A 24193-nucleotide genomic window follows, 5' to 3' on the forward strand; every position below is an offset into this window, starting at 1 on the left:
GCACAACAATGGAAAAAGAAAACAAAGAACTTGAAAAATTAGCGATAGATACCGTAAGGATCCTTTCGGCAGATGCAGTACAAAAAGCAAACTCGGGCCACCCGGGCACAGCAATGGCTTTGGCACCAATGGGCCACGTACTTTGGACCAAGTTTTTAAATTATAACCCTAAAAATCCTGATTTTGCAAACCGCGACAGGTTCATCCTTTCGGCAGGCCACGCTTGTATCTTACAATACAGCTTTTTATACTTAACAGGGTACGATCTTTCATTAGATGATATCAAGGCATTCCGCCAGTTAAACAGCAAAACCGCAGGCCACCCGGAATACGGATTGGCACCGGGTGTTGATGTTACTACCGGCCCGCTTGGCCAGGGTTTTGCAAACGGTGTTGGTTTCGCCATCGCCCAGAAGCACTTAGCGGCGCGTTACAACAAACCAGGTTTCGACCTTTTCAATTACAACATCTACACTATCTGCAGCGATGGTGATATGATGGAAGGTGTAACATCTGAAGCAGCTTCATTAGCAGGCCACTTACAGTTAGGCAACCTGATCTACCTATACGATGATAACCACATCTCTATCGAAGGTAGTACCGACATCGCCTTTAACGAGGACGTAAGTGCCCGTTTCCGTGCCTACGGATGGCAGGTGCAGGAGGTAGCTGACGTTAATGATACCCATGCATTAGAGCTGGCTTTGATCAACGCTAAAACCGAAACACAGAAACCATCGCTGATACGCGTTCGTTCGCTTATCGCTTACGGTAGCCCAAACAAATCGGGTACTGCTGGTTCACACGGTTCGCCGCTTGGTGCCGATGAGATCAAATTGGTAAAAGAATTTTTTGGTTTCGATCCTGAAAAATCATTTAACGTACCTGCCGAAGTATTAAAATACTACAACGAAAAAGGTGCACGTGGTGAAAAAACCGAAGCTAAATGGAACGAGCTGTTCGCTAAATACAAAGAGAAATTCCCTGAATTAGCTACCGAATACGAAGTTGCGTTTGCAGGCGAATTGCCAAAAGGCTGGGCAGATAAATTGCCGGTATTTAAAGCATCCGACCCTAAAATGGCAACCCGCCAGGCATCGGGCAAGGTATTAAATGCGGTTGCTGCAGGCTTGCCAAACCTTATTGGTGGTGCTGCCGATTTAGCACCATCTACAGAAACTAACTTAAAAGAATACGATTCATTCACATCAGAAAACCGCGCAGGCCGTAACTTCCACTTCGGGATCCGCGAACATGCAATGGGTTCGGCTTTAAATGGTATGGCTTTAACAAAAGGCCTGTTACCTTTTGGCGCTACCTTCCTACAATTTGCAGATTATATGCGCCCGCCAATCCGTTTGGCGGCCATTATGAAGATAAGCCCGATATTTGTTTACACCCATGATAGTATTGGCCTTGGCGAAGATGGTACCACCCATCAGCCGATAGAGCATTTATCAACATTACGCGCAATACCAAACGTTACCGTTATCCGCCCTGCGGATGCAAACGAAACCGCGTTCGCGTGGAAAGTAGCTATCGAGAAAAAAGGCGGACCAACTGTATTGGTGTTCACCCGCCAGGGATTACCCATCCTTGACCAGGACAAATACGGTAAAGCAAGCGGTCTTGAAAAAGGTGCTTACATCTTATCAGAAGCCAGCAAAAATGTTGACCTGATATTGATGGCAACCGGTTCTGAAGTAGCCCTGATCATGGAAGCACAAGCCAAGCTTGAGGCAGAAGGTATTTCTACACGTGTGGTAAGTATGCCATCGTGGGAGTTGTTTGAGAAACAGGATGCTGCTTACAAAGAAAAGGTATTCCCTAAAGCAAGCCGCAAACGTTTGGCAGTAGAAATGGCATCACCAATGGGATGGCATAAATACACCACCGACGAAGGCGATATTTTAGGCATGACCACCTTTGGTGAGTCGGCCCCGGCAGAAGACCTTTACAAACACTTCGGCTTTACAGTTGAAAATGTAGTTAACAAGGCGAAAGCGCTTTTGTAAGACATTAGTATCAAGTAGCACGTACATAGATTTTTCTTTGTCTTGCTACTTGATACTTGATACTAATCACAAATGGATAGTTTAATCAGTACGCTGGAGTGGTCATCACAGATCATCAACGCGGCCGGCAAACAAAAAGTAGCGCAGCAAATTGCCCAAAAGGTAAAGGATGGCGATGTACTTGGCGTGGGTTCGGGCTCTACGGTATATATGGCGCTACTGGCAATATCTGAAAGGATAAAGGCCGAGGGGTTAAAGATCCTGGCTATCCCCACGTCGTTAGAGATAACGATGTTTTGCAGTAAGCTGGGGATACCGCTTACTACTTTGTTTGAGCATACTCCCAACTGGCTCTTTGATGGCGCCGATGAGGTTGACCCTAACAACTGGCTGATAAAAGGCCGCGGCGGGGCGATGTTTAAAGAGAAACTATTGATCAGGAGCTGTCCGCTAAATTATATTATTATTGATGACAGCAAACTGGTATCAAAATTGGGTACTAATTTCCCGGTACCGGTAGAGGTTTATCCGCAGGCATTATTGCATGTAGAATCCGAACTGAAAAAGTTGGGTGCTAACAGTGTCGCTTTAAGACCTGCAAAAGGCAAGGACGGCCCAATAGTAACCGAGAATAACAATTTGATATTGGATTGTTATTTTGATGAATTAAAAGACAGCCTGGAGCACGATATAAAAAGCATAACAGGCATAATAGAGAGCGGCCTTTTTATAGGCTATAACTTGCAGATATTAACAGCGGAAAATGACTAATAATTTTTGACGTAAGCTTAACCTAATAAGGAGATTAAGATTACACTATTCGGAGCATTAAAACTGAGATTTGCGCAACAAAAATTAATACCCTGATCCTTTTGGAAGAGAGGGTTTTAAAAGTCTCCCCTTCCGGGGGAGATTTAGAGGGAGCTAAAACGAATTAAATATTAATACAATTAAAAACCACAATACATACATTTATCATGGCAAACAACGTAAAACAAATACATGATTTCGGCCAAAGCATCTGGCTTGATTTTATTGACCGCGAGATCATCGCATCAGGTAAATTACAAAAACTGATCGACGAAGATGGCGTGAGAGGCGTTACCTCGAACCCGGCGATATTTGAAAAGGCTATAACCAGCAGTTCTGATTATGATGCAGATATAAAAACACTTGGCGCTGATGCCAAAACTACAGAAGAACTGTTTTTTAAGTTAGCGATCAAAGACATCCAAGCCGCTGCCGACCTGTTTAGTGATGTATATAACGAAGGTATTAAAGGATCGGACGGTTACGTTAGCCTTGAAGTTTCTCCGTTTTTAGCTTTAGATGCCGAAGGCACTGCCAAACAAGCAGAGTTGCTTTGGAAACAAGTCGACCGTAAAAATGTAATGATCAAAATTCCTGGTACTAAACCAGGTTTAAAAGCCATCCGCGAATCTATCGCCAAAGGCATCAATATTAACGTTACTTTACTATTTGGTTTAGAGCGTTACGAAGCCGTTACCGAAGCTTATATCTCCGGTTTAGAAGACCATTTAGCCGCAGGCCATAACATTGAACACATTTCATCAGTAGCCAGCTTTTTCTTAAGCCGTATTGATGTGGTTGTTGACCCATTATTACAGGAAAAAGGCGAAAATGGCCTTGTTGGCGAAGTTGCCATCGCGTCAGCCAAAAAAGCTTATGAAATTTACAAACGCGTATTTAGCACCGAGCGTTGGAAAGCATTAGAAGCAAAGGGTGGTAAACCGCAACGTTTGCTTTGGGCAAGCACAGGTAGTAAAAACCCTGCGTTTAAAGATACCAAATACGTTGAGGCCCTTATTGGCCCGGACACTGTTGATACCGTTCCTTTAGAAACTATTGAGGCTTTCCGCGATCATGGTATAGCAGCTGATACGTTGATATTAGGCTTAGACCAGGCTACCGAAACTTTAGCCAGGTTAAAATCTTTAGGTATCGATTTGGATAAGATCACACAAGATCTTGAAGATGAAGGTATCGATAAATTTAACAAGCCTTTCGAAAAATTGCTTAAAGCTATCGAAGACCAAAAAGCTAAAGTATAACCCCTGTGGAAGCTACATCGGTAAAAGTCCTATTTTTTGACATCGGCGGTGTGTTGCTCACCAATGGCTGGGGGCATGAATCCCGGCAAGAGGCTGCCCGGCTGTTTGGGCTAAACTATAAAGAGCTAAGCGAGTTGCATACGTTTATATTTAACGTATACGAAGCCTCTGGTGTTGACCTTGACGAGTACCTGGACACCGTTATCTTTAATCATCCGCGCGATTTTACACGCGAGGACTTCAAAAACTTTATGTTCAAGCAGTCTAAAGAATTGCCTGATATGTTAAAGTGGTTAAAGGAATGGAAAAAAGATTGTGGTTTCCGCATCATAGCCATTAATAACGAGGGCAAGGAACTGAATGACTACCGTGTGAAGAAGTTTAAGCTGCATGAGGTTTTTGACGCGTTTGTCTCATCCTGTGAAGTAAAGATACGGAAGCCGGACCCCGCCATATTTAAGCTTGCTATGGGCGTAGCCCTTGCTAGCCCGCAGGAATGCGTGTATTTTGACGACCGGAAGATGTTTGCAATGGCCGCCGATAAATTAGGTATGGAGGCCCACCAGCATACCTCGTTTGAAGAAACAAAGGAAATATTAGAAAACTTAAAGAAAGAAAACCTCAAATAACATGAGCGCAACAACAGATAAATATGCTTTTGGCATGATAGGCTTAGGTGTAATGGGCCGCAGCCTGCTCCTAAACATGGCCGACCATGGTTTTGCAGTAGCAGGGCACGATAAAGATGCCGGCAAGGTAGATTCGCTGAATAAAGAAGGCAGCGACCTGAAGGTGAAAGGATTTTTAGACGTTAAAGAATTTATACAAAGCCTTACCACGCCACGCGCCATTATGATGCTGGTACCCGCCGGCAAACCGGTTGATAGCGTAATTGCAGAACTTTCTCCCCTTTTGGATAAGGGCGATATTTTAATAGATGGTGGTAACTCGCACTTTACAGATACCAACCGCCGTGTAGAAGAATTAGAGGCTAATGGCCTGCACTTTTTTGGAATGGGTGTATCTGGTGGTGAAGAAGGCGCGCGCCGCGGCCCAAGCATGATGCCGGGTGGTGATAAAGATGCCTACACGGTGATGAAGCCGATCTTCGAAGCCATTGCCGCTAAGGTTGATGGTGTACCTTGTGTAACCTATATAGGTCCCGGTGCATCTGGTCACTTTGTGAAGATGGTGCATAATGGTATCGAGTACGGTATTATGCAATTGCTTGCCGAGACCTACGAGATCATGAAAAAGGGCTTAAAGCTGAACGGTGATGCCATTGGTAAGATCTTTACCAACTGGAACAATGGCCGCCTACAATCGTTCCTTTTAGACATTACAAAGGATATTTTCGCCTATAAAGCACCCGGAACCGACCATTTGCTTTTAGACGATATTAAAGACGAAGCCCGCGCGAAAGGTACCGGTAAATGGACTTCGCAAAGCGCGATGGACCTGCAGGCACCTATCCCAACGGTAGACACTGCCGTTGCCATGCGCGACCTATCTAAATACAAAGCCCTGCGTACGAAAGCTGCGGGCATCTACAGTAAAAATGAGAACCAAACTATCGAAGGCAGCGTTGATGAATTGTTAACCGCTTTAGAGCAGGCCTTCTACTTCACCATGATCATTAGCTACTCACAAGGTATGCAAATGTTATCACTTGCTTCTGCCGAGTACAAATACGATCTGAAGCTTGACGAGATTGCCAAGATCTGGAGGGGTGGATGTATCATCCGTTCTAAATTCCTGGAGAATATTTACGGTGCTTACGGTAAAGATAAAAACCTGGAGCACTTGTTATTGGACAGCGATGTAGCCGAAATAGTTAAAGGTACGCTTCCGGGCATCCGCAAGGTGGTTTCATCGGCAGTTAATGCCGGTATTGCTATCCCTGCTTATGCGGCATCGTTAGAATACTTTGACAACTTCCGTAACGAGCGCATGCCATCAAACTTAACCCAGGCGCAACGCGACTACTTTGGCGCGCATACTTACGAACTGATAGGCAAAGAAGGCACGTTCCACACACAGTGGGCACCGGCTGGCGAATAATAGAGAGATACAAGACAACAAGATGCAAGAACCAGGACATTTAAAGAAGCTAATCTTGCTTCATGGCCCCTGAGTTCTTGCTTCAAAATATAAAACATTACTATCATGAGTAATAATAGCACAAAACCAGAACCAACCATTTTCATCATATTTGGTGGTACGGGCGATCTAAATTCCCGCAAAATTGCGCCGGCCTTATACAATTTGTTTTTAGATGGATGGTTGCCAGAGCAATTCTCTATCATTGGCACGGGCCGTACAAAACTTACCGACGAACAATTTAGGAGTAACCTACATAACGATATTAACCAGTTCTCGCGCAGCGGTAAAGCCGACGCCAAGAAATGGGCCGAGTTTGAGAAAGGCATCTACTACCAGGTTTCTGACGCTACTGATGCTGAGACCTACAAAGAGTTTGGCAAGCGGATAGATGCGCACAACGCCGAATGGAAAACCACCGCTAACGTGCTATTCTACCTTGCCGTAGCGCCAAACTTCTTCCCGATAATCGCCTCAAACATATCTAAAGCCAAACTGGCCGAGGATAAAAACAAGGTGAGGATCATCATCGAAAAACCATTCGGTCACGATTTGGAAACTGCCAAAGAACTGAACGAATTGCTTAAAAGCATCTTTGATGAGTGCCAGATCTACCGTATCGACCATTATCTTGGTAAAGAGACCGTACAGAATATTATGGCCTTCCGCTTTGCCAACTCTATTATGGAGCCGTTGTGGAACCGTAATTATATAGAGCACGTGCAGATCTCGGTTACCGAGCAGCTGGGTGTGGAAGACCGGGGCGACTACTACGATGGCTCGGGTGCTATGCGTGATATGATCCAGAACCACTTGCTGCAATTGCTTTGTACCATAGCCATGGAGCCACCGGTAAGCTTTAACGCAGATGAAGTGCGCGACCGTAAGGTTGATGTGCTGAAATCAATGCGCAAGTTTACTGCGGAGGATGTGCGTAACTCGGCCGTTAGGGGCCAGTATGGCAGCGGGTGGATGAAAGGCCGGGAAGTACCCGGCTACCGCGAAGAACCTAAGGTTGACCCGCAATCAAACACCGAAACTTTTGCCGCCATCAAATTCTTTGTGGATAACTGGCGCTGGCAGGGTGTGCCGTTTTACCTGCGTACAGGTAAGCGCATGCACCAATCGTCATCGGTTATTACCATCCAGTTTAAGGATGTGCCGCACTTGGTATTCCCTGCCGAAGCTACCGAAAGCTGGCAGCAAAACAGGCTGATCATTAGCATCCAGCCCGAAATGAGCATCCGTTTACAGGTACAGGCCAAACGCCCGGGTATTGATATGGTGCTGAACGCAGTTGATATGGTGTTCGACTATAAAGGCACTTATACCAACCAGGCGCCGGAAGCTTATGAAACTTTGATACTTGACACCATGCTGGGCGACCAAACCCTGTTTATGCGTGGCGACCAGGTAGAAGCTGCATGGGAACTGGTGATGCCTATACTAAACACCTGGCAAAACAAAAAGAGCCTGAACTTCCCTAACTATAGCGCCGACTCTTGGGGCCCTGAAGCTGCCGAGGCATTAATTGCCCGCGACGGTTATAACTGGTTTACCCTGCCGGTAAGTGGCAAAAAATAATATTGATTTGAAAATTTGAAGATGCGCTGATTTGAAAATAAGATCGGCTCATCTTCAAATCTTCAAATAACCAAATCTTCAAATTGAAGCATGAAACTGAACATATTTGATACGGATACCAAAGTACTGGCCTCATTAACCAAATACTTTGCCGATTGCGCTAAAGGAGCCATTGCCGACCGCGACCGCTTTACCGTGGCCCTTAGCGGCGGTAGTTCGCCCAAAAAATTGCACGAGCTATTGGTAAGCGAATACCGCGAAACCATTGAATGGGATAAAGTATTTTTCTTTTTTGGTGATGAGCGCGATGTGCCCCTTACCGATTCGCAAAGCAATTACCTGATGGCCAAGCAAACCTTGTTTGACCCGCTGGGGATAGATCCATCGCATGTTTACGCGGTGCAAACCGCCCTGGGTGCCGAAGAAGCCGCTAAAGATTACACCCGCCACCTGATCGGTTTTTTCGATGGCGAGAACGCGAGTTTCGACCTCATCATATTAGGCCTTGGCGATAACTCGCACACGGCTTCCCTGTTCCCGCATACCTCGGTATTGACGGACGAAAGCGCATCGGTGCAGGCTTTGTATATAGACGAGGTAAAAATGAACCGCATTACCTTTACCGCCCCGCTCATCAACAACGCGCACCATATCGCGTTCCTGGTGTATGGCGCCGGCAAGGCAGAGGCTGTAAAACACATCCTCGAAGACCCGAAAAACATCCGGGAGTACCCTGCCCAACTCATCACAGGCACCGATCTGCAATGGTTCCTCGACGAACCGGCAGCAAGTAAACTGCAAAACAAATAACCAAAAAGCCTCCGTAATTGCGGAGGCTTTTTGGTTAAATTTAAGGTGGGTTTCTACCCCAAATGTTCACGTTCACACTCGTGACACACGGCGGATATCCTCAACACGTTAATAACCAACGTATTAAGAATTTAGGTGCTGACAAAACTGCGCCACCATGCGTTATGTAAAAATTACAGTTGTTTTTACGCCCCTGAATGACTTTTAAACGCCCTTCTTTCGCAGGGGAGCAGACTATTTGCTGAGCAAAACGGGGCAATATAGGTTCTTCTATGTATGCACCCTAAAATTATATTTACCGGCTTGGTTTGGGTGGGAAATGTATTGCGTAATGCCACAAGTGGAATGCTTGCGGTAGCAGGAGGAGAAATCTTATTAGATAAGACAAGCCGCCAATCAGTTCTTCGTTAGCCGCGCCAGTAAGTAACCACCAAGCCTGTGGATGTTACTTTTCTTTGTCTTGGCCACAAAGAAAAGTAACCAAAAGAAAAGGCCAAGTCAGAGCAACGCTTCTGCCCGCCCTGCAGGTTCTTAACCCTTTCTCGCCGCATGCGCGGACTTCGACGCTAAACCCTCATTCCCGCCACCGCCGGCCCGCATGCTCTGACGTTAGGGCCAACGCTTCTAAGAAATAAAACCTTCCGTCTTTGCGAGGTACGAAGCAATCTCTTTAGGACAAGTAACCACCCTGCCACCCCGCGCGTCCTTACGAGCGATAGCGTGGCAATCCCCTACTTACAAAGCCGGATACAAGTCTATCGCTAATTAGTTCTTCGTTAGGTGCGGCAGTAAGTAACCACCAAGCCTGTGGATGTTCATTTTCTTTGTCTTAGCCACAAAGAAAACGAACCAAAAGAAAAGGCCAAGTCAGAGCAATGCTTCTGCCCGCCCTGCCGGTTCTTAACGCTTTCTCGCCGCATGCGCGGACTTCGACGCTAAACCGACATTCCCGCCACCGCCGGCCCGCCTGCTCTGACGTTAGGGCCAACGCTTCTAAAATAAAACTACCCGTCTTTGCGAGGTACGAAGCAATCTCTTTAGGACAAGTAACCACCCTGCCACCGTCATGCCGAATTTATTTCGGAATCCCACGTGTTTAGTGTGCTGCTTTGCGGTACCCAATGCCCTTGCCACCCAAAAAGTCACAATGCTTATTCCCGCTTTCAGGCGAAGCTGCTCTGCTAACGGGAAAAAAAGCATATTAAATAATAACACCGTGAAGTCATGGTTCAAATAAGAAGCTAACCTGGAATCTTACAGTACACCCAATTTAAGGTTTTAGATTTCTACGATAGCTATAATATGCTAATTAAGAAAAAGTTATATATTTGAGTACGGCTAAAGACATATGTTTAGCATGGATTGTATTTGATAACTCGAAAGGTTTGATTAGATATATTTCTATTAACCCAACCGCAGCATGTGCAATTAGTAGTACTAATCCAGTAAAGATGTATTTCATTACTTCTGATACTAAGGTACAACAACAATTTGGAAATAGGGGGAGGCGGTAGTTAATGACTACGCGACAACTGCAAGCCATGGCACAAGATTATCTTGTAAAGGAGTGCCCTCGGAAGAATTACCTTCTATCCGCCACTGGCTTTTTGTTATTCATAAAATGGATTTATTAAACTTATGGTTTAAACCTAAACCGTATATACATTTTTCTCCAAAAATTATAAAATCCGATATACGTTGGTTACAGGGTTCGTTACGCGACAGTAATTGGGTAGCTAAACATGCCTTTTTTCCATTAATTCATAAAATATTATACCAAAGGAAATTTAGAAGGCATTCTAATAAATCGATTAAACGTCGCATCAAATTAGAAACCAAAAAGCGGCATATCTATTACGCAACTCACTTAGATACGCATGTATATGCTTATTACGCTAATAAACTTAACGAATTATACATAACTGAATTAGAAGAAGACGATCAACTTTCGTCGAGTGTAATCGCTTACAGAAGAATTGCCAAAGAAAACTCAAAAGGTAATAAAAGCAATATTGAGTTTGCGCATGAGGTTTTCAAATATATAAAAGATAGCAAGCGCGATTGTATGGCTCTTACATTTGACATCAAAAGTTTTTTTGACGATTTGGATCACAAAAAATTAAAACAGGCTTGGTGTAAATTATTAGGACTTAAAAGCTTGCCGGAAGACCACTTAAATATATATAGGTCGCTAACAAATTTTAAATATGTCGAAGAGAGTGACTTACTGTTAAAATATAATATCAAGCACAGAAATGACCTAAGACAATTAAAAACAAAATCTTTAGGTCTAAACAAAGATTTCAGAGTAAAATTTGTTGATCAAAAGCTTATTAAAAGCAATAGTAAAGTCAATCCCTCAAACAAAATAATCGGCATTCCGCAAGGTACTCCACTAAGCGCATTTTTGTCTAATTTATATCTTTTAGAGTTTGATAGAGAAGTATTGAGATTTCTATCAAATTTTGATGCGTCTTTATATAGAAGATATTCTGATGATATTGTTATTATTTGTAATCCATTATCTCGTGACGAAATAGAGAGTTTTATCTATGATAAAATACACAAAGACTATAATCTAATAATTCAACCCGAAAAAACTGAATGTGTTAATTTCACGCTTTCAAACGATGAATTAGTAAGTGATAAAGCGCTCAATTATTTAGGGTTTTCTTTTAATGGTACAACAACTTTTCTAAAACCAGCAAGTTTAGCGGGCTATTACAGAACAATTAAAACTTATATTAAGCAAGCGGCGAGAAGGGCGAATAGAAGAAAGGCTGGAAAGAATGATACAATTTTTAAAAAGAAAATTTACAAACTCGGCCACTTATATAAAAGAAATTACTTCAACTATGCAAAGCGTGCTTCGTTAGTTATGGATGATGAGCAATCTCAGATTAGAGGTCAAGTTAAAAATCATTGGAAAATTATCCATAAAGAATTGGCTAAAAGAAGCAAAAGCTAATCCTCCCCCCCCTAAACCAGATAGCAGCGATACCCACCCCGCGCCCAACGCCTGTGCCATGAAGAGCATAGCGGCACTATCCTAACAAAAGCACTACTAACATTACTTTATGAAACCGTAATTCACCAGCCAACATTAAATTTTTAACCAGGCAAACCTAAATAACCGCAAAATGTTAATTTAGGCAATTACTTGTTTAACCATTACATTATAACATAGCTACCAAACCATATGCTTACAGACGAACAAATGCGCTACCCTATTGGCAAATTCGTGCCGCCGGTATCTTATACCGATCAGGACATGCGCCAATGGATCCACGATATTGCCACCCTGCCCGGCCGAATCCGCGAAGCCATCATTGGCCTCACGTACGAACAGCTGGACACCCAATACCGCACCGGAGGGTGGTCGTTGCGCCAAGTGGTGCACCACGTTGCAGATAGCCACATGAACGCCCTATGCCGTTTTAAACTGGCCCTTACCGAAGATAACCCTACCATAAAACCATACGACGAGGCTGGCTGGGCCATTCAGCCCGATTACCGCCTGCCGGTAGAGCCGTCGCTAAAAATAATCGACGGTATCCACCAGCACCTCGTAGCCCTGTTCGAAAGCTTCACCGACGACCAGTGGAACCGCACGTTTACCCATCCCGAAAGTGGCAGCGTGATCCCGCTTAAAAAGAACCTGGCTACCTATGCATGGCACAGCAACCATCATTTGGCACATTTAACGGAAACGGTGAAGAGGTTGAAAGCGTAAAGCCTCACCCAAACCCTCTCCAAAGGAGAGGGCTTAAAAAGCAGTTGCCCTTTGGCTCCCTCTCCAAAGGAGAAGGCTTAAAAAGCAGTTGCGCTTTGGCTCCCTCTCCAAAGGAGAGGGCGAGAGGAGAGGCTTCATCGGGCGGGCCGCCTTCTCCGAGCGTCATTGCGGCGATAGCGTGGCAATCCCCTACTTACAGAGCCGTATACAACTCTATCGAAGATTGCCGCGCTATCGCTCGCAATGACGCGGTGGGGACATAACACGACCATTTTTTTAAATACCTTTGCCATTATGGAAACCATAACCTGGAACGATTTTGAAAAGGTGGAACTGCGTGCCGGTACCATTTTGGAAGTGGCCGATTTCCCGGAGGCGCGTAAACCCGCTTACAAGCTGACGGTAGATTTTGGCCCGCTGGGGGTAAAACAAAGCAGCGCGCAAATCACCAGGCACTATACAAAAGAAGAGTTACCGGGCAAACAGATTTTGGGAGTAATTAACTTCCCCAAGAAACAAATCGCTAATTTTATGTCGGAATTTTTGGTGACCGGCCTTGCAGATGAGCATGGAGACATTGTACTTACCGCCATAGATAAACCCGTACCTAACGGTAGCAAACTGATATGATTTTCGTAAACTGGGTAGTAGGCCCGCACCTCATCGGCTTGATATTTATCCTGGCAGGGCTCATCCAAAAGCGCTATCCACCAAAAGAGATCAACAGCCTTTATGGTTACCGTACCGCACGGTCCATGAAAGATCAGCAAAACTGGGACGAGGGCAATAAATATTCTACCCAACTTATTATAAAATGCGGGGTGGTGCTATTCGTAACCGGGTTTATCATCATCGTAGGCATGGCACTTTTACATATAACGCCCGAGTTAAGAACGCTGATCAAAGTGATCATCATGCTGGTGGGGGCAGTCGGCACGGTTGTGGTGCTGTTTACCTTGACAGAAAAACATTTAAAACGAACATTTCCTGATACCATATAATGCGATATTACAATTTTAGCGATGAGCAGCCCGCAATCTCTCCCGACGATTTTTTTATGAACGAGGCCCTGAAGGAAGCCCGCCAGGCCCTGGCCGAGGACGAGATCCCGATTGGTGCTGTGGTGGTTTGCAAGGGGCAGATCATCGGCCGCGGCCATAACCTTACCGAGCGCCTTAATGATGTTACCGCCCATGCCGAAATGCAGGCCCTTACGGCGGCAGTAAATTCGATGGGTGGCAAATACCTGCCCGAGTGTACGCTGTATGTTACCATGGAGCCCTGCGTAATGTGCGCCGGTGCAAGCTACTGGTTCCAGGTGGGCCGGATTGTTTTTGGCGCTTACGATGTGCAGCGCGGGTTTGGCAGGCTTAACCAAAGCATTACCCACCCCAAAACGTTGATTACCGGCGGCATCCACGAAAATGAGTGCTCGCAGCTGATGAAGGATTTTTTTAAGAGTAAGAGATGATTAGTCGGGAAGTCCGATGTCCGAAAGTCCGTAGTCGATTTATATTCTTCGCATTTTCGTCTTTTCCGGCTTCCGCACTTCGCTAACTTACCGACCACTTAACAAAAACTTGACATTGATATAGAACAAAAACATACCTCAACGCTTATATTTGTTCTATCACGAAACGTTTAACCTTAAATTTTAAATATTATGGCATTTACACTACCGGCGTTATCTTACGCTACCGATGCTCTGGAACCACACATTGATAAACTTACTATGGAAATTCACCATGGTAAACATCACCAGGCTTATGTTACCAATTTAAACAAAGCTTTGGAAGGTAAACCAGAGGCTGATGATAAAATTGAGGATATTATCAAAAATATATCAAAGTTCCCTGCTGCTGTGCGTAACAACGGTGGCGGCCACTTTAACCACACCATGTTTTGGACGTTGCTTTCGCCAAGCGGTGGCGGCGAGCCTACAGGCGCGTTGGCCGATGCTATCAAAAGCACATTCGGTTCGGTTGCTGATTTCAAAACTAAAGTTAACGAAGCAGGTGCAACCCGTTTCGGTTCTGGCTGGGCATGGCTTATTGTTACTGCCGATAAAAAACTGGCGGTTACATCAACCCCTAACCAGGATAACCCTTTAATGGATATTGCCGAAGTAAAAGGTACCCCAATTTTAGGTATTGACGTATGGGAACATGCTTACTACCTAAAATACCAAAACCTGCGCCCGGCTTACCTTACCGCTATCTGGAATGTAATTAACTGGAACCACGTTTCAGAATTATACACTAAAGCTATCGCTTAATTAGCGAAACCCTTACATTAGCCCCCTCTAAATATTATCCGGGAAGGGAAACTTTATTTATAAAGCCCCCCCTTCCGGGGTAGGTTTGGGTGGGGCTTTTATTAATTTATCCCATGAAAGCCATCGTCCTCGAATCCGCAGAAAACCCTTTGGTTATAAAAGAAGTTGCCAAACCTACACCCGGCCCGGGCGAAGTATTGGTGCAAATAAAGGCCGCAGCACTAAACCGCCGCGACTGGTGGATAACCATAGGCAAGTACGCCGGCATAAAATACCCAACTATTTTAGGTGCCGATGGTGCGGGCATTGTTGCCGAAGCTGGCGAAGGCGCAAGCGATTGGCTCAACAAAGAGGTTATCATTAACCCATCCCATAACTGGGGAGAGCACCCGCAATTTCAGGGAAAAGAGTTTAAAATATTAGGCCTGCCCGATGATGGTACCATGGCAGAATATGTACTGGTTAAAGCCGAATATCTTTACCCAAAACCTGCCCACTTAACGTTTGAACAAGCCGCCGCTTTGCCTTTGGCAGGGATAACCGCTTATAGGGCCTTGTTCATCAAGGCGCATATCAAAAAAGGCGACAAGGTTTTGGTGGTGGGTGTTGGCGCGGGTACAGGTTCATTTACCTTGCAATTTGCCGTAGCAGCAGGCGCGCAGGTTTTTGTAACATCCAGCACGGATGAGAAAATTGAGCAGGCTAAACAACTTGGTGCAGCTGCAGGCGTAAACTACAAAGCGCAGGACTGGGCGCAGGAACTTAAACACCTTAGCGGCGGCGGTTTTGATATTGTGGTGGATAGCGCCCTCGGCCCCGATTTTAATAAGATCCCCGATTTGTGTAATCCTGGCGGGCGCATCGTATTTTTCGGTGGCACTGCAGGTAATATTCCCGAGCTGGATGCACGGCCTTTATTTTGGAAACAGTTACAGCTATTAGGCACCACCATGGGTACGCAGGGCGATTTTAAAGCCATGCTTGCCTTTGTAAACGAGCACAGGATTGTCCCGGTTGTTGATGAGATATTCCCGCTGGCGGATGCTAAAAAGGCTTTTGATAAGATGGGCGCGGCTAAACAGTTTGGGAAGATCGTGATAAGCCTCACCTAATCCTATCCTTTGGAGAGAACTAAATATTTTTTGCTGCCTCCCCTTCAGAGAGGGCTGGGAGAGGCCTGTCATAACCACACCCCTTTCAACTTACCTCACTATTAATTAGGGTTTAAAATTAAATCTACTAATTTTGTGGACTTTATTTAAGCATGATCAGAAAACCCATCGAACTCCTACTGAAAGAATCTGAAGAAGTAGGAGAAAACTCGCTCAAACGTTCGCTTGGCCCGGTTAACCTTATCCTTATCGGGATAGGCATTATTATTGGCGCGGGCTTGTTCTCTTTAACAGGCCTCGCCGCAGGCCAGCACTCGGGCCCGGCGGTTACCATATCTTTTTTAATTGCCGCTTTAGGGTGTACGTTCGCCGCGTTGTGTTATGCTGAGTTTTCGGCCATGATACCGGTTGCCGGCAGTGCCTACACCTATTCTTACGCCACCATGGGCGAGCTTTTCGCCTGGATCATCGGCTGGGACCTGATGCTGGAGTATGCGGTTGGCGCGGCAACGGTTGCCATCAGTTGGTCGCAATACTTAACTAAATTTTTATCCTGGTTTGATCTGTACCTGCCCCCGCAGCTTATCCTGTCGCCGTTCGAAACTTCTAAAGCGGCCAATGGCGATGTGGTGCGCGGCATTATTAACCTGCCTGCGGCTTTAATTGTGGTGCTGGTTACCAGCATTATCATCCGTGGCACAAAAGGCTCTGCACTTATTAATGCCATTATCGTAAGTTTAAAGGTTGGCGTGGTATTGGTATTCATAGCTGTGGGATGGTCATTCATTAATCCGGCAAACTATCACCCTTACATACCGCAAAATACGGGCGTGTGGGGCGATTACGGCTGGTCGGGAATATTTAGAGGTGCCGGACTGGTATTCTTCGTGTTCATCGGCTTTGATGCTGTATCTACCGCCGCGCAGGAAGCTAAGAACCCGCAGCGTAATATGCCAATAGGTATTATAGGTTCATTGGTAATATGTACCATCCTGTTTGTGATCTTCGCCCACGTGATGACAGGGATGGCCAACTATAAAGAGTTCATCGGCTCGGGTGCGCCCGTTGCCATCGCTATCGAAAAAACGCATTACCAATGGTTAAGTAAAGCTATTGTACTGGCGATATTGATTGGCTACACCTCGGTGATATTGGTTGATCTGTTGGGCCAGTCGCGCGTGTTCTTCTCCATGTCGAAAGATGGTTTGCTGCCTAAAGTGTTTTCTGAAGTTCACCATAAATTTCGCACCCCGTGGAAATCAAACATGCTACTTTGCGGGTTCATATCCATATTCGCGGCTTTTGTACCCATCCGTGTAGTGGGTGAAATGACCAGCATTGGCACTTTACTTGCTTTTGTGATGGTATGCGCCGGAGTGCTTATATTGCGCAAGCAACAGCCCAATGTGCACCGCCCGTTTAAAACACCGTTGGTGCCTTTGGTGCCGATACTGGGTATTTTAACCTGCTTTGCCATGATGACGTTTTTACCGGGCGATACCTGGTTAAGGCTCATTATTTGGCTGGCGATAGGTTTGGTAATTTACTTTACCTACGGCAAAAAGAACAGTGTGCTGGGCAAAGCGATGGCTGCAAAAAAAGAATGATCATAAATGGCAGACTTACTGCAATTACGTGTTGATGGAATAAAATGGGAACTGCCGAATACGGCTACCTTCTATTTAGTAAGAGCCGTTGGCTACAAGCCGGTTTATAAAGCCGGGCAATTTATTACGCTGGTATTTGATCATCATAACCAGGAAGTGAGGCGCTCTTACTCACTAAGCTCTTCGCCGGATGATGAGCGGCTTACCATTACCGTAAAACGCATCAGCAACGGCGAGATCTCGCGCTTCCTGCTCACCAAAGTTAACGTAGGCGATATATTGAACGTGGTTGAACCTGCCGGGGTGTTCACCGTTAAGGAATACGAGGCTGAGAAAGACCTGGTGTTCTTCGCGGCAGGCAGCGGCATCACCCCGATATTTTCGCAAATAAAATACGTGCTTAACCGCCCGGGCAAAAGCAAGCTTCACTTGATCTATAGCAGCAAAAACAAGCAAACCATTTTGTTTAATAATGAGCTGAACGAGTTGCTGTCAAACTATCCCGATAGGTTTACCGTTACCCATTTGCTAAGCAACGAAGCCAACCGCCTTACCAATATCCGGGTAGAGCAGTTGGTAAATGAGCGATTAAACTTCGATAAAAGCAAAGCCGACTTTTACCTGTGCGGGCCATTCGTGTACATGCGCATGATCCGGCTTACGCTGATGTATATGGGGATCCACCCACAACAGATCCACAAAGAAAACTTTGTGTTGGAAACGGTACCCGTTACCGGTAGCCAAACCAATTATCCGCCCAAAAATATCCGCATCAATTTTGAGGGAGCGGTACATAATATTGTTGCAGGAGAAAATCAGTCTATCCTGCAAGCGGCCTTACAAAACAAGATTAAGCTGCCCTACAGCTGCCGAAGCGGCATCTGCTCGGCATGCGTGGCTTTCTGTAAAACCGGCAAAGTAGAAATGGCGAAGAACGAGGTGCTTACAGATGAAGACATTGCCAAAGGCTGGATCCTCACCTGCACGGGGCACGCATTGACGGATGATGTGGAGGTGGAGTATAAGTAGTTTGCCGTTGGAAGTAGGTAGTTTGCAGCTTTACACGATTTGTAGAAACACAATATCTTTCGTTTCCCGCTTGCAAAGAAGATCTTGCGCTTTTACGTGCTTAAAGAAGACGCGAAGTATCGCGTGTCTACGTTTCATTATAAAAACAACCTGTAATATCAAACGTTAGTGAGAAATCTGGTTAGATAAGAATGGCGGACTTGCATGTAGCCGACTTTGTTTATCTAACCAGATTTCTCCTCGTACCTCGTTCGAAATAACATGATTATACTAAGCACCCTGCACAGCACGCCTGTGCGCTTTATGATGAACGGCGCCGCGTACTTTGGTGGTTTTTGATTTGTTCTGTTTGCGTTTGCCCAGCCAGATAATAAAGCCGGTAACCGGTAAACTGGCGCAGATCAGGCTCACCAAAAACGCGATGATCTTGGTGGTAAGGCCAAAAATCTGCCCTACGTGGATATCGTAGTTCATCTCGTTCAGCTTTAGGCCCCGGCTTTTCTTATCGTAAGCATAGGTTTTTAGTAGTTTGCCATTGTACTTGTCAAACTCGTAACCACTTGCACCGGCATAATGCATCGACTGGGGATACGCACCCACACCTATTGCACCCGATACCGCCGGATTGTTATGGATCAAAAACATTTCGGCCTTTGGCGATTGCTGCCTGGCATGCGCGAATGCGATATCGATAACAGGCTGTTTGGCAAGTCCGGCTTTCTTAAGCGAATCCGACTTGGGTTCGCTTACTTCATCTTTGTAACTGATATTAGTGCCAACGTTTGCGGTGGCGTAAATGGCTTTACTTACCGGTTCAAATGCTATGGCAAGTCCGCTTATGGCTAATATCATCGCGATAGCGGTTGCATAAAAGCCCAGTACATTATGCAGATCGTAATTAACCCTGCGCCAGCGGCCACCCCATTTTATGGTAAAGCTGCGCTTGCGGTCGGTTTTACGTTTGGGCCACCAAAGGATAAGCCCCGTAACCATAATCACCATAAAAATAATAACCGATACGCCTACTATCCACTTACCAAAGGCCGGCGGCAGCAGCAGGTAAAGGTGAATGTATTCTACAAAAATGAAAAAGTTGGTCTGCGGCTTTTCGTGGTAAGTGATCTTGCCAGTGTATGGGTCTAAAAAAACGTATTCATAACCTTCTTTACCCAGGTTAGCCAAAACACCGGCCGGGCGCCCGGCACCGTAATAATAAATAAAATCGGGGCTTGCCTTAGGGTAGGCCTTTTTAACCTCGTTTATTAGTTGCGATGGCTGTACGTATGGCTTACCTGTATTTTGCACGGTACGGTAATCGTAAATGGCATCCTGGATCTCGTCCTGGAAACAGAAGATACAACCGGTGATGCTTACAATAAACACCACAAGCCCGGAAATTAATCCGAGCCAGCGGTGGCAAAAAAGTAATACTTTTTTAAATGGGGCCATGCTTATAATTTATACGATGCACTTAACACAAACTGGCGTAACCTTTGCGGATTGATGGTTGTGAAACCTGTGTAGTAATGTTTATCAGTAAGGTTATTGCCGCTTAAACCAAAGCGGTATTTAGGCCTATCCAAATATACCGATGCATTAAGCAATGTATATGAGGGCAATTCAAAACTACCCTGGCTAACGCTGTTGATCACTTTGTTAGCGCTTGCGTAGTTACCACCAAAGCCAACACCTAAACCTTTAACCAAGCTTTGTGGTAAACGGTAGCTTACATAAAGGTTAGCTAAGTATGGCGAACCTGCGGTGTTTGGGCGCAAGCCTAAAACGTCAGGGTCGCCGGCGGTGAATTTAGAATCGTTATATGAGAAACCGGCTACTATGTTAATAGCTGATACCGGGTTTGCAACAAACTCCGCCTCGAAACCTTTACTGGTTTGTGTACCATCCTGTATCGAACCAAATACCGGCGAATTAGGAATAGAACGGATAGTGTTTGTTACCTTAATGCGGTAAACACTTAAGGTACCGTTTAACTTACCATTAAACAGTGCCATTTTTACGCCACCTTCGGCCTGGTTTGCATTTTGTATCTTTGGTATAACAGCGGTACCGTTACCATCGGTAAATACATCAGGGTTTTTAAAGCCATTTTGGTAGTTAGCAAAAATAGAAAGGACTTCTTTTATTGGCTGATAGATCAACCCTAATTTTGGCGAAAAGCCTGTTTGGGCAAATGGTTTCACGGTTTGTAAACCATCAAGGTTGTAAGTTCCTTTATTCTCAAAACGGTCTGCACGTGCACCAATAGAAGCAATTAACCTATCGGTGATGTTTATTACATCAGCCAGGTAAACACCGTAAGTATTTTTTTTGTAGATGTATGGGTAAGTGTTGGCAGATGTAAGCGGGTTAGCTGCGTTTGTTTGGTCTACCAACAATTTGTTAAATACGCTGTAATCATAACCGGGTTGGTTAATTGGCGCTATGCCGTAAGCATTACCGAAGAAGATCTGGTTTGAGTTTTGGCGTTGAAAATCTAAACCAAACACAAAGCGGTGGCGGATAGACCCTGTTTTGAAATCGCCATTGATGTTTTCCTGGATCTCGGTAGCGCCAAATTTACTGTTAGAGGTCGATTGGTCATTACGGAAGATGTAGTTGTTATTGCCCGGAGGATCTTGTATGCCCGGTGCAATTGCCTGTGCGGTAGCATCGGTAATTAAGTAATAGTAAGGGCTTGGGCCGTTAGAGAAACTGTTTGAGTTAGAGAAGATTGTTTGTGAAGTAAACTTATCAGAGATTTTGTACTTAGCCTCGGCAAAGTAGTTGATACTGCGTGAGTATGAAGTAATGTCGCCGGCTGAATATGCGTTCATGTAATCGATATTCAGATCGCTAACCTTGCTTACGCCCATAGTTTTTGGCGAATCGTAGAAGAAGAAAAATGGCTTAGCCGAGTTGCGGCCGTAAAACATTTCAGCCTCTACTAAGAACGACAATTTGTCGTTTGCTTTTATAGATAAACTTGGTGCGGCAGCAAACGTGCGGCTTTTACCATAGTTTTGGAAGCTGCCTTCGTAGTTGTAAGCCGTGTTTAAACGGAACGCCACCTTTGAACCAAGCGGGGTGTTCAGGTCAAGCGTGGTGCGGTTTAAATCATAGCTGCCTACTGTGTGGCCAATTTCGGCACCAAAGGTTTCGTAAGGTTTTTTGGTAACCCTGTTGATAAGCCCCCCAAATGAAGTTACCGTACCACCAAATAAGGTAGATGACGGGCCTTTTATTACTTCAACTTTATCAACGTTAACGGCATCGATACCGCTGGTAACAATACCGGCTACACCGTTACGTACACTTATTTGGGTTACAAAACCACGTTGGGTAAAGTAACCGCCACCATCGCCTGCGCGGCTGGTAGCATCCCACATTTTCTGGATGCCGGGGGCATTCCTTAATGCCTCGTCTACACTAAAGATCTGTTGTTCTTTAATAAGTTCGCTGCTTATGGTGGTATAGCTTTGCGCGTTTTCCAGGTTATCCAAAGGGATTCTGCCAACGTCGGTACTAACCTTGCGGGCAAAACGGTTAGATCTGTTCGCGATAACGTTAACCTCGGTCAATTGCGAAAGATTTGCGTTAATGATGATAGCAGGCACTGTAGTTACCTGATTGGATACAACAGTTACAGGCACTTCAACACTTTGTACACCTACGTATGATATTACAATGGTGTAAGAACCTGCTGGTGCTTTAAAAGAGAAATCGCCGTTATCTAAAGTGCTGGTACCTATCTTGGTACCGCTAAGCCCTATTGACACGTTGCCGGCGGCCTCTCCTTTATTGGTTGTAACTTTGCCTTGTATAGTTCCCCTGTTTTGCGCAAACAGGCTGGCGGGGTTTATCAGGGTGAGCAGCACGATGCCCGCTAAAAATATTTTAAATAGATTAGGTTGCGATTTCTTAATTCTTATTAAGACTAATTATAAATAATGGCGCAAATGTATAAGATAACATCATGTTACACAAGTTATTTAGAATAATTACAAACAACTTGCTGGTTTAAAGGGGCTATATTTGTGTATAATTGAGACTACATGAAAAGAATAGCTATTGACATGGATGAGGTTGTTGCCGATGCCCACGCACGTTTTGCAGAATGGTATAAGCGCGATTATGGCACCCTATTTACGCCCGAACAACTCCACGACCATACCTTTGAAGACTTGATAGATTCTATTCATCGCGGTATCTCCAAAAAATATGTTTTTCATGACGACTTTTTTAAAGACCTGGCTGTAATCCCCGGCTGTAAGGAAGTAATTAAGGATTTACACGAGCAATACGAGATCTTTTTCACCACAGCCGCTATGGAATTCCCCAACTCGCTGTTACCAAAACTGGCCTGGCTTGGCGAACATTTCCCTTACATCTCCTGGACCAATATTGTTTTTTGCGGCGATAAAAGCATCATTAATGCCGATTACCTGATAGACGATAATGTAAAGCATTTTAAACGTTTTATTGGGCAGGGCATTTTGTATACCGCAGCGCATAACCACCATGTGGAGTGGGATGTACGGGTAAACAACTGGGATGAAATACGTAAAATGTTGCTGTAAAGACGCTTACTTTTTAGGGGCGATGCTTACCCGGCTGGCATTATCTTTCACAAAAGCTTCCCAGCCCGAGTGGCTTTTTTTGCTGGTTACTTTGCCACCACGTGCAACCGTTATCTTTTGGAACGAATGGCAAACGGCAACAGCCAAGCCATCGGTAGCATCCAAAAATTCGGGCGTTTCGTTAAACTTCAGTATGGTTTGCAGCATGGCAGATACCTGCTCTTTGGTAGCATTACCATTACCTGTAATAGATTGTTTGATCTTACGGGGAGCGTATTCGGTAATAATGATGTTTCGGGATAGCGCTGCGGCCATACACACACCTTGTGCACGGCCAAGCTTCAGCATCACCTGGATGTTTTTTCCATAAAAGGGTGCTTCAATAGCCAGGCAATCGGGTTTGTAGTTATCTATTAGGGCAACGGTTTTCTCGAAAATACGCTGCAGCTTCAGCATGTGGTCGTCAATCTTGTCCATCTTCACTACACCCAGGCTTATCAGTTCAATCTTTGGGCCTTTCTCCAGCACAAGGCCGTAACCCATTACAGAAGTACCGGGGTCAATACCTAAAATTATGCGTTCTTTGTGGTTTGCCTGCTCTATCATCTCTGTTTACAAAACTAATGTTTAGGCAATGGTTTTTTGCAGTATGGCAATATATTCTTCGCGGGGTATCATCCGGGCGCCCAAACTCTCCAAATGTTCGGTGTAAACCTGGCAATCTATCAGCAGGTGTTTTTTGGCGTTACAAAGGTGGATTAAAGCCGTTTTTGAGGCGTTGCTTGCCGTGCTAAACATGCTTTCGCCGCAGAAAACTTCACCCACTTCCACACCGTATAATCCCCCTACCAATTTATCATTTTGCCAAACTTCTACTGAATGTGCATGACCTTCGTGGTGTAGTTTTGAGTAAGCGGCTTTCATATCATCGGTGATCCAGGTGCCATCCTGGCCTTCTCGCTTAACGGCAGAACAGGCTGCAACCACCTCGTCGAAGCAGGTATCGGTAGTAATCGAAAAAACATCCGAACGCAAAACCTTAACCATTGATTTAGAAACCCTTAACTCCTCAGGGAGCAATACAAACCGCTCATGCGGCGAGTACCACAAGATCGGTTCATCCTCGCTGTACCAGGGGAAAATGCCATTTTGATAGGCCAGTAACAAACGTTCGGTAGATAGGTCTCCGCCAACGGCTAATAAGCCATCTTCCTCCGCAAGGGCGGGGTTAGGGAATAGTAAACGATCATCAAGCCTGAATATCATCAGGGCAAAATTA

The 24193-nt window shown here is 45.1% G+C and carries 21 protein-coding genes; 17 read left to right on the top strand and 4 right to left on the bottom strand.

What is annotated here, in order from left to right; all coding sequences use genetic code 11:
• The first annotated feature begins 8 nt into the window (after positions 1–8).
• The 16 genes from tkt (at position 9) to NAF17_RS13830 (ending at position 18337) form a co-directional block, all read left to right on the top strand.
• Positions 9–2015 carry a transketolase gene (gene tkt, locus NAF17_RS13755; protein WP_252758583.1) on the top strand — a complete coding sequence of 669 codons (2007 nt, stop codon included), beginning with the start codon at positions 9–11 and terminating at the stop codon, positions 2013–2015.
• Positions 2016–2087: 72 nt separating this feature from the next.
• Entirely contained in the window at positions 2088–2786 is a 699-nt protein-coding gene (gene rpiA / locus NAF17_RS13760) for a ribose 5-phosphate isomerase A (protein WP_252758584.1), read from the top strand.
• A gap of 206 nt (positions 2787–2992) precedes the next feature.
• Entirely contained in the window at positions 2993–4087 is a 1095-nt protein-coding gene (tal, locus tag NAF17_RS13765; protein WP_252758585.1) for a transaldolase, read from the top strand.
• Positions 4088–4092: 5 nt separating this feature from the next.
• A complete protein-coding gene (locus tag NAF17_RS13770) occupies positions 4093–4716 on the top strand; it encodes an HAD family hydrolase (protein WP_252758586.1) in 624 nt (207 codons plus the stop codon).
• 1 nt (position 4717) lies between these two features.
• The gene (gnd, locus tag NAF17_RS13775; protein ID WP_252758587.1) at positions 4718–6148 is read left to right on the top strand and encodes an NADP-dependent phosphogluconate dehydrogenase; all 1431 of its coding nucleotides are present in this window, start codon (positions 4718–4720) and stop codon (positions 6146–6148) included.
• Positions 6149–6253: 105 nt separating this feature from the next.
• Positions 6254–7771: a glucose-6-phosphate dehydrogenase gene (zwf, locus tag NAF17_RS13780; RefSeq protein WP_252758588.1), complete on the top strand. Its 1518-nt coding sequence runs from the start codon at positions 6254–6256 to the stop codon at positions 7769–7771.
• A 90-nt stretch (positions 7772–7861) separates the two neighbouring features.
• A complete protein-coding gene (gene pgl, locus NAF17_RS13785; RefSeq protein ID WP_252758589.1) occupies positions 7862–8581 on the top strand; it encodes a 6-phosphogluconolactonase in 720 nt (239 codons plus the stop codon).
• Between the two features lie 1621 nt (positions 8582–10202).
• Positions 10203–11549, top strand: a complete 1347-nt coding sequence (locus tag NAF17_RS13790; protein ID WP_252758590.1) for a reverse transcriptase domain-containing protein — start codon at positions 10203–10205, stop codon at positions 11547–11549.
• A 231-nt stretch (positions 11550–11780) separates the two neighbouring features.
• A complete protein-coding gene (locus NAF17_RS13795; RefSeq protein WP_252758591.1) occupies positions 11781–12314 on the top strand; it encodes a YfiT family bacillithiol transferase in 534 nt (177 codons plus the stop codon).
• Positions 12315–12608: 294 nt separating this feature from the next.
• A complete protein-coding gene (locus tag NAF17_RS13800) occupies positions 12609–12944 on the top strand; it encodes a tRNA-binding protein (RefSeq protein ID WP_252758592.1) in 336 nt (111 codons plus the stop codon).
• Entirely contained in the window at positions 12941–13315 is a 375-nt protein-coding gene (locus NAF17_RS13805; protein WP_252758593.1) for an SdpI family protein, read from the top strand. Before NAF17_RS13800 ends, NAF17_RS13805 begins: the two co-directional genes overlap by 4 nt.
• Positions 13315–13785, top strand: a complete 471-nt coding sequence (locus NAF17_RS13810) for a nucleoside deaminase (protein WP_252758594.1) — start codon at positions 13315–13317, stop codon at positions 13783–13785. The genes NAF17_RS13805 and NAF17_RS13810 overlap by 1 nt, the downstream gene beginning before the upstream one ends.
• 192 nt (positions 13786–13977) lie before the next feature.
• Positions 13978–14589 carry a superoxide dismutase gene (locus NAF17_RS13815; RefSeq protein ID WP_252758595.1) on the top strand — a complete coding sequence of 204 codons (612 nt, stop codon included), beginning with the start codon at positions 13978–13980 and terminating at the stop codon, positions 14587–14589.
• A 113-nt stretch (positions 14590–14702) separates the two neighbouring features.
• Positions 14703–15701 carry a quinone oxidoreductase family protein gene (locus NAF17_RS13820; protein ID WP_252758596.1) on the top strand — a complete coding sequence of 333 codons (999 nt, stop codon included), beginning with the start codon at positions 14703–14705 and terminating at the stop codon, positions 15699–15701.
• 152 nt (positions 15702–15853) lie between these two features.
• Positions 15854–17308, top strand: coding sequence for an amino acid permease (locus NAF17_RS13825; RefSeq protein WP_252758597.1), 1455 nt, complete (start codon positions 15854–15856; stop codon positions 17306–17308).
• 6 nt (positions 17309–17314) lie between these two features.
• Complete coding sequence (locus NAF17_RS13830) at positions 17315–18337, top strand: ferredoxin--NADP reductase (protein ID WP_252758598.1); 1023 nt, start codon at positions 17315–17317, stop codon at positions 18335–18337.
• Between the two features lie 270 nt (positions 18338–18607).
• Here NAF17_RS13830 and NAF17_RS13835 read toward each other — a convergent pair whose 3' ends face one another.
• Both NAF17_RS13835 and NAF17_RS13840 read right to left on the bottom strand, forming a co-directional pair.
• Positions 18608–19786, bottom strand: a complete 1179-nt coding sequence (locus NAF17_RS13835) for a PepSY-associated TM helix domain-containing protein (RefSeq protein ID WP_252758599.1) — start codon at positions 19784–19786, stop codon at positions 18608–18610.
• Positions 19787–19788: 2 nt separating this feature from the next.
• A complete protein-coding gene (locus NAF17_RS13840) occupies positions 19789–22212 on the bottom strand; it encodes a TonB-dependent receptor domain-containing protein (protein ID WP_252758600.1) in 2424 nt (807 codons plus the stop codon).
• A 177-nt stretch (positions 22213–22389) separates the two neighbouring features.
• On the opposite strand from NAF17_RS13840, the gene NAF17_RS13845 reads away from it, so the two are divergent.
• Positions 22390–22914, top strand: coding sequence for a 5' nucleotidase, NT5C type (locus tag NAF17_RS13845; protein WP_252758601.1), 525 nt, complete (start codon positions 22390–22392; stop codon positions 22912–22914).
• 6 nt (positions 22915–22920) lie between these two features.
• On the opposite strand, the gene ruvC is transcribed toward NAF17_RS13845, so the two are convergent.
• A complete protein-coding gene (ruvC, locus tag NAF17_RS13850; protein WP_252758602.1) occupies positions 22921–23520 on the bottom strand; it encodes a crossover junction endodeoxyribonuclease RuvC in 600 nt (199 codons plus the stop codon).
• Positions 23521–23541: 21 nt separating this feature from the next.
• On the bottom strand, positions 23542–24180 hold the full coding sequence (aat, locus tag NAF17_RS13855; RefSeq protein ID WP_252758603.1) for a leucyl/phenylalanyl-tRNA--protein transferase: 639 nt from the start codon (positions 24178–24180) through the stop codon (positions 23542–23544).
• Between the last annotated feature and the right edge of the window lie 13 nt (positions 24181–24193).

It is taken from the genome of Mucilaginibacter aurantiaciroseus (assembly GCF_024055595.1).
Lineage (GTDB): Bacteria > Bacteroidota > Bacteroidia > Sphingobacteriales > Sphingobacteriaceae > Mucilaginibacter > Mucilaginibacter aurantiaciroseus.

Bases quoted from the DNA above. Each gene is read 5' to 3' on its own strand.
- NAF17_RS13835 (WP_252758599.1), bottom strand. From the start codon at position 19,786: ATGGCCCCATTTAAAAAAGTATTACTTTTTTGCCACCGCTGGCTCGGA.
- zwf (WP_252758588.1), top strand. From the start codon at position 6,254: ATGAGTAATAATAGCACAAAACCAGAACCAACCATTTTCATCATATTT.
- NAF17_RS13845 (WP_252758601.1), top strand. From the start codon at position 22,390: ATGAAAAGAATAGCTATTGACATGGATGAGGTTGTTGCCGATGCCCAC.
- ruvC (WP_252758602.1), bottom strand. From the start codon at position 23,520: ATGATAGAGCAGGCAAACCACAAAGAACGCATAATTTTAGGTATTGAC.
- tal (WP_252758585.1), top strand. From the start codon at position 2,993: ATGGCAAACAACGTAAAACAAATACATGATTTCGGCCAAAGCATCTGG.
- tkt (WP_252758583.1), top strand. From the start codon at position 9: ATGGAAAAAGAAAACAAAGAACTTGAAAAATTAGCGATAGATACCGTA.
- aat (WP_252758603.1), bottom strand. From the start codon at position 24,180: ATGATATTCAGGCTTGATGATCGTTTACTATTCCCTAACCCCGCCCTT.
- NAF17_RS13795 (WP_252758591.1), top strand. From the start codon at position 11,781: ATGCTTACAGACGAACAAATGCGCTACCCTATTGGCAAATTCGTGCCG.
- rpiA (WP_252758584.1), top strand. From the start codon at position 2,088: ATGGATAGTTTAATCAGTACGCTGGAGTGGTCATCACAGATCATCAAC.
- NAF17_RS13830 (WP_252758598.1), top strand. From the start codon at position 17,315: ATGGCAGACTTACTGCAATTACGTGTTGATGGAATAAAATGGGAACTG.
- pgl (WP_252758589.1), top strand. From the start codon at position 7,862: ATGAAACTGAACATATTTGATACGGATACCAAAGTACTGGCCTCATTA.
- NAF17_RS13805 (WP_252758593.1), top strand. From the start codon at position 12,941: ATGATTTTCGTAAACTGGGTAGTAGGCCCGCACCTCATCGGCTTGATA.
- NAF17_RS13790 (WP_252758590.1), top strand. From the start codon at position 10,203: ATGGATTTATTAAACTTATGGTTTAAACCTAAACCGTATATACATTTT.
- NAF17_RS13825 (WP_252758597.1), top strand. From the start codon at position 15,854: ATGATCAGAAAACCCATCGAACTCCTACTGAAAGAATCTGAAGAAGTA.
- gnd (WP_252758587.1), top strand. From the start codon at position 4,718: ATGAGCGCAACAACAGATAAATATGCTTTTGGCATGATAGGCTTAGGT.
- NAF17_RS13815 (WP_252758595.1), top strand. From the start codon at position 13,978: ATGGCATTTACACTACCGGCGTTATCTTACGCTACCGATGCTCTGGAA.
- NAF17_RS13800 (WP_252758592.1), top strand. From the start codon at position 12,609: ATGGAAACCATAACCTGGAACGATTTTGAAAAGGTGGAACTGCGTGCC.
- NAF17_RS13820 (WP_252758596.1), top strand. From the start codon at position 14,703: ATGAAAGCCATCGTCCTCGAATCCGCAGAAAACCCTTTGGTTATAAAA.
- NAF17_RS13810 (WP_252758594.1), top strand. From the start codon at position 13,315: ATGCGATATTACAATTTTAGCGATGAGCAGCCCGCAATCTCTCCCGAC.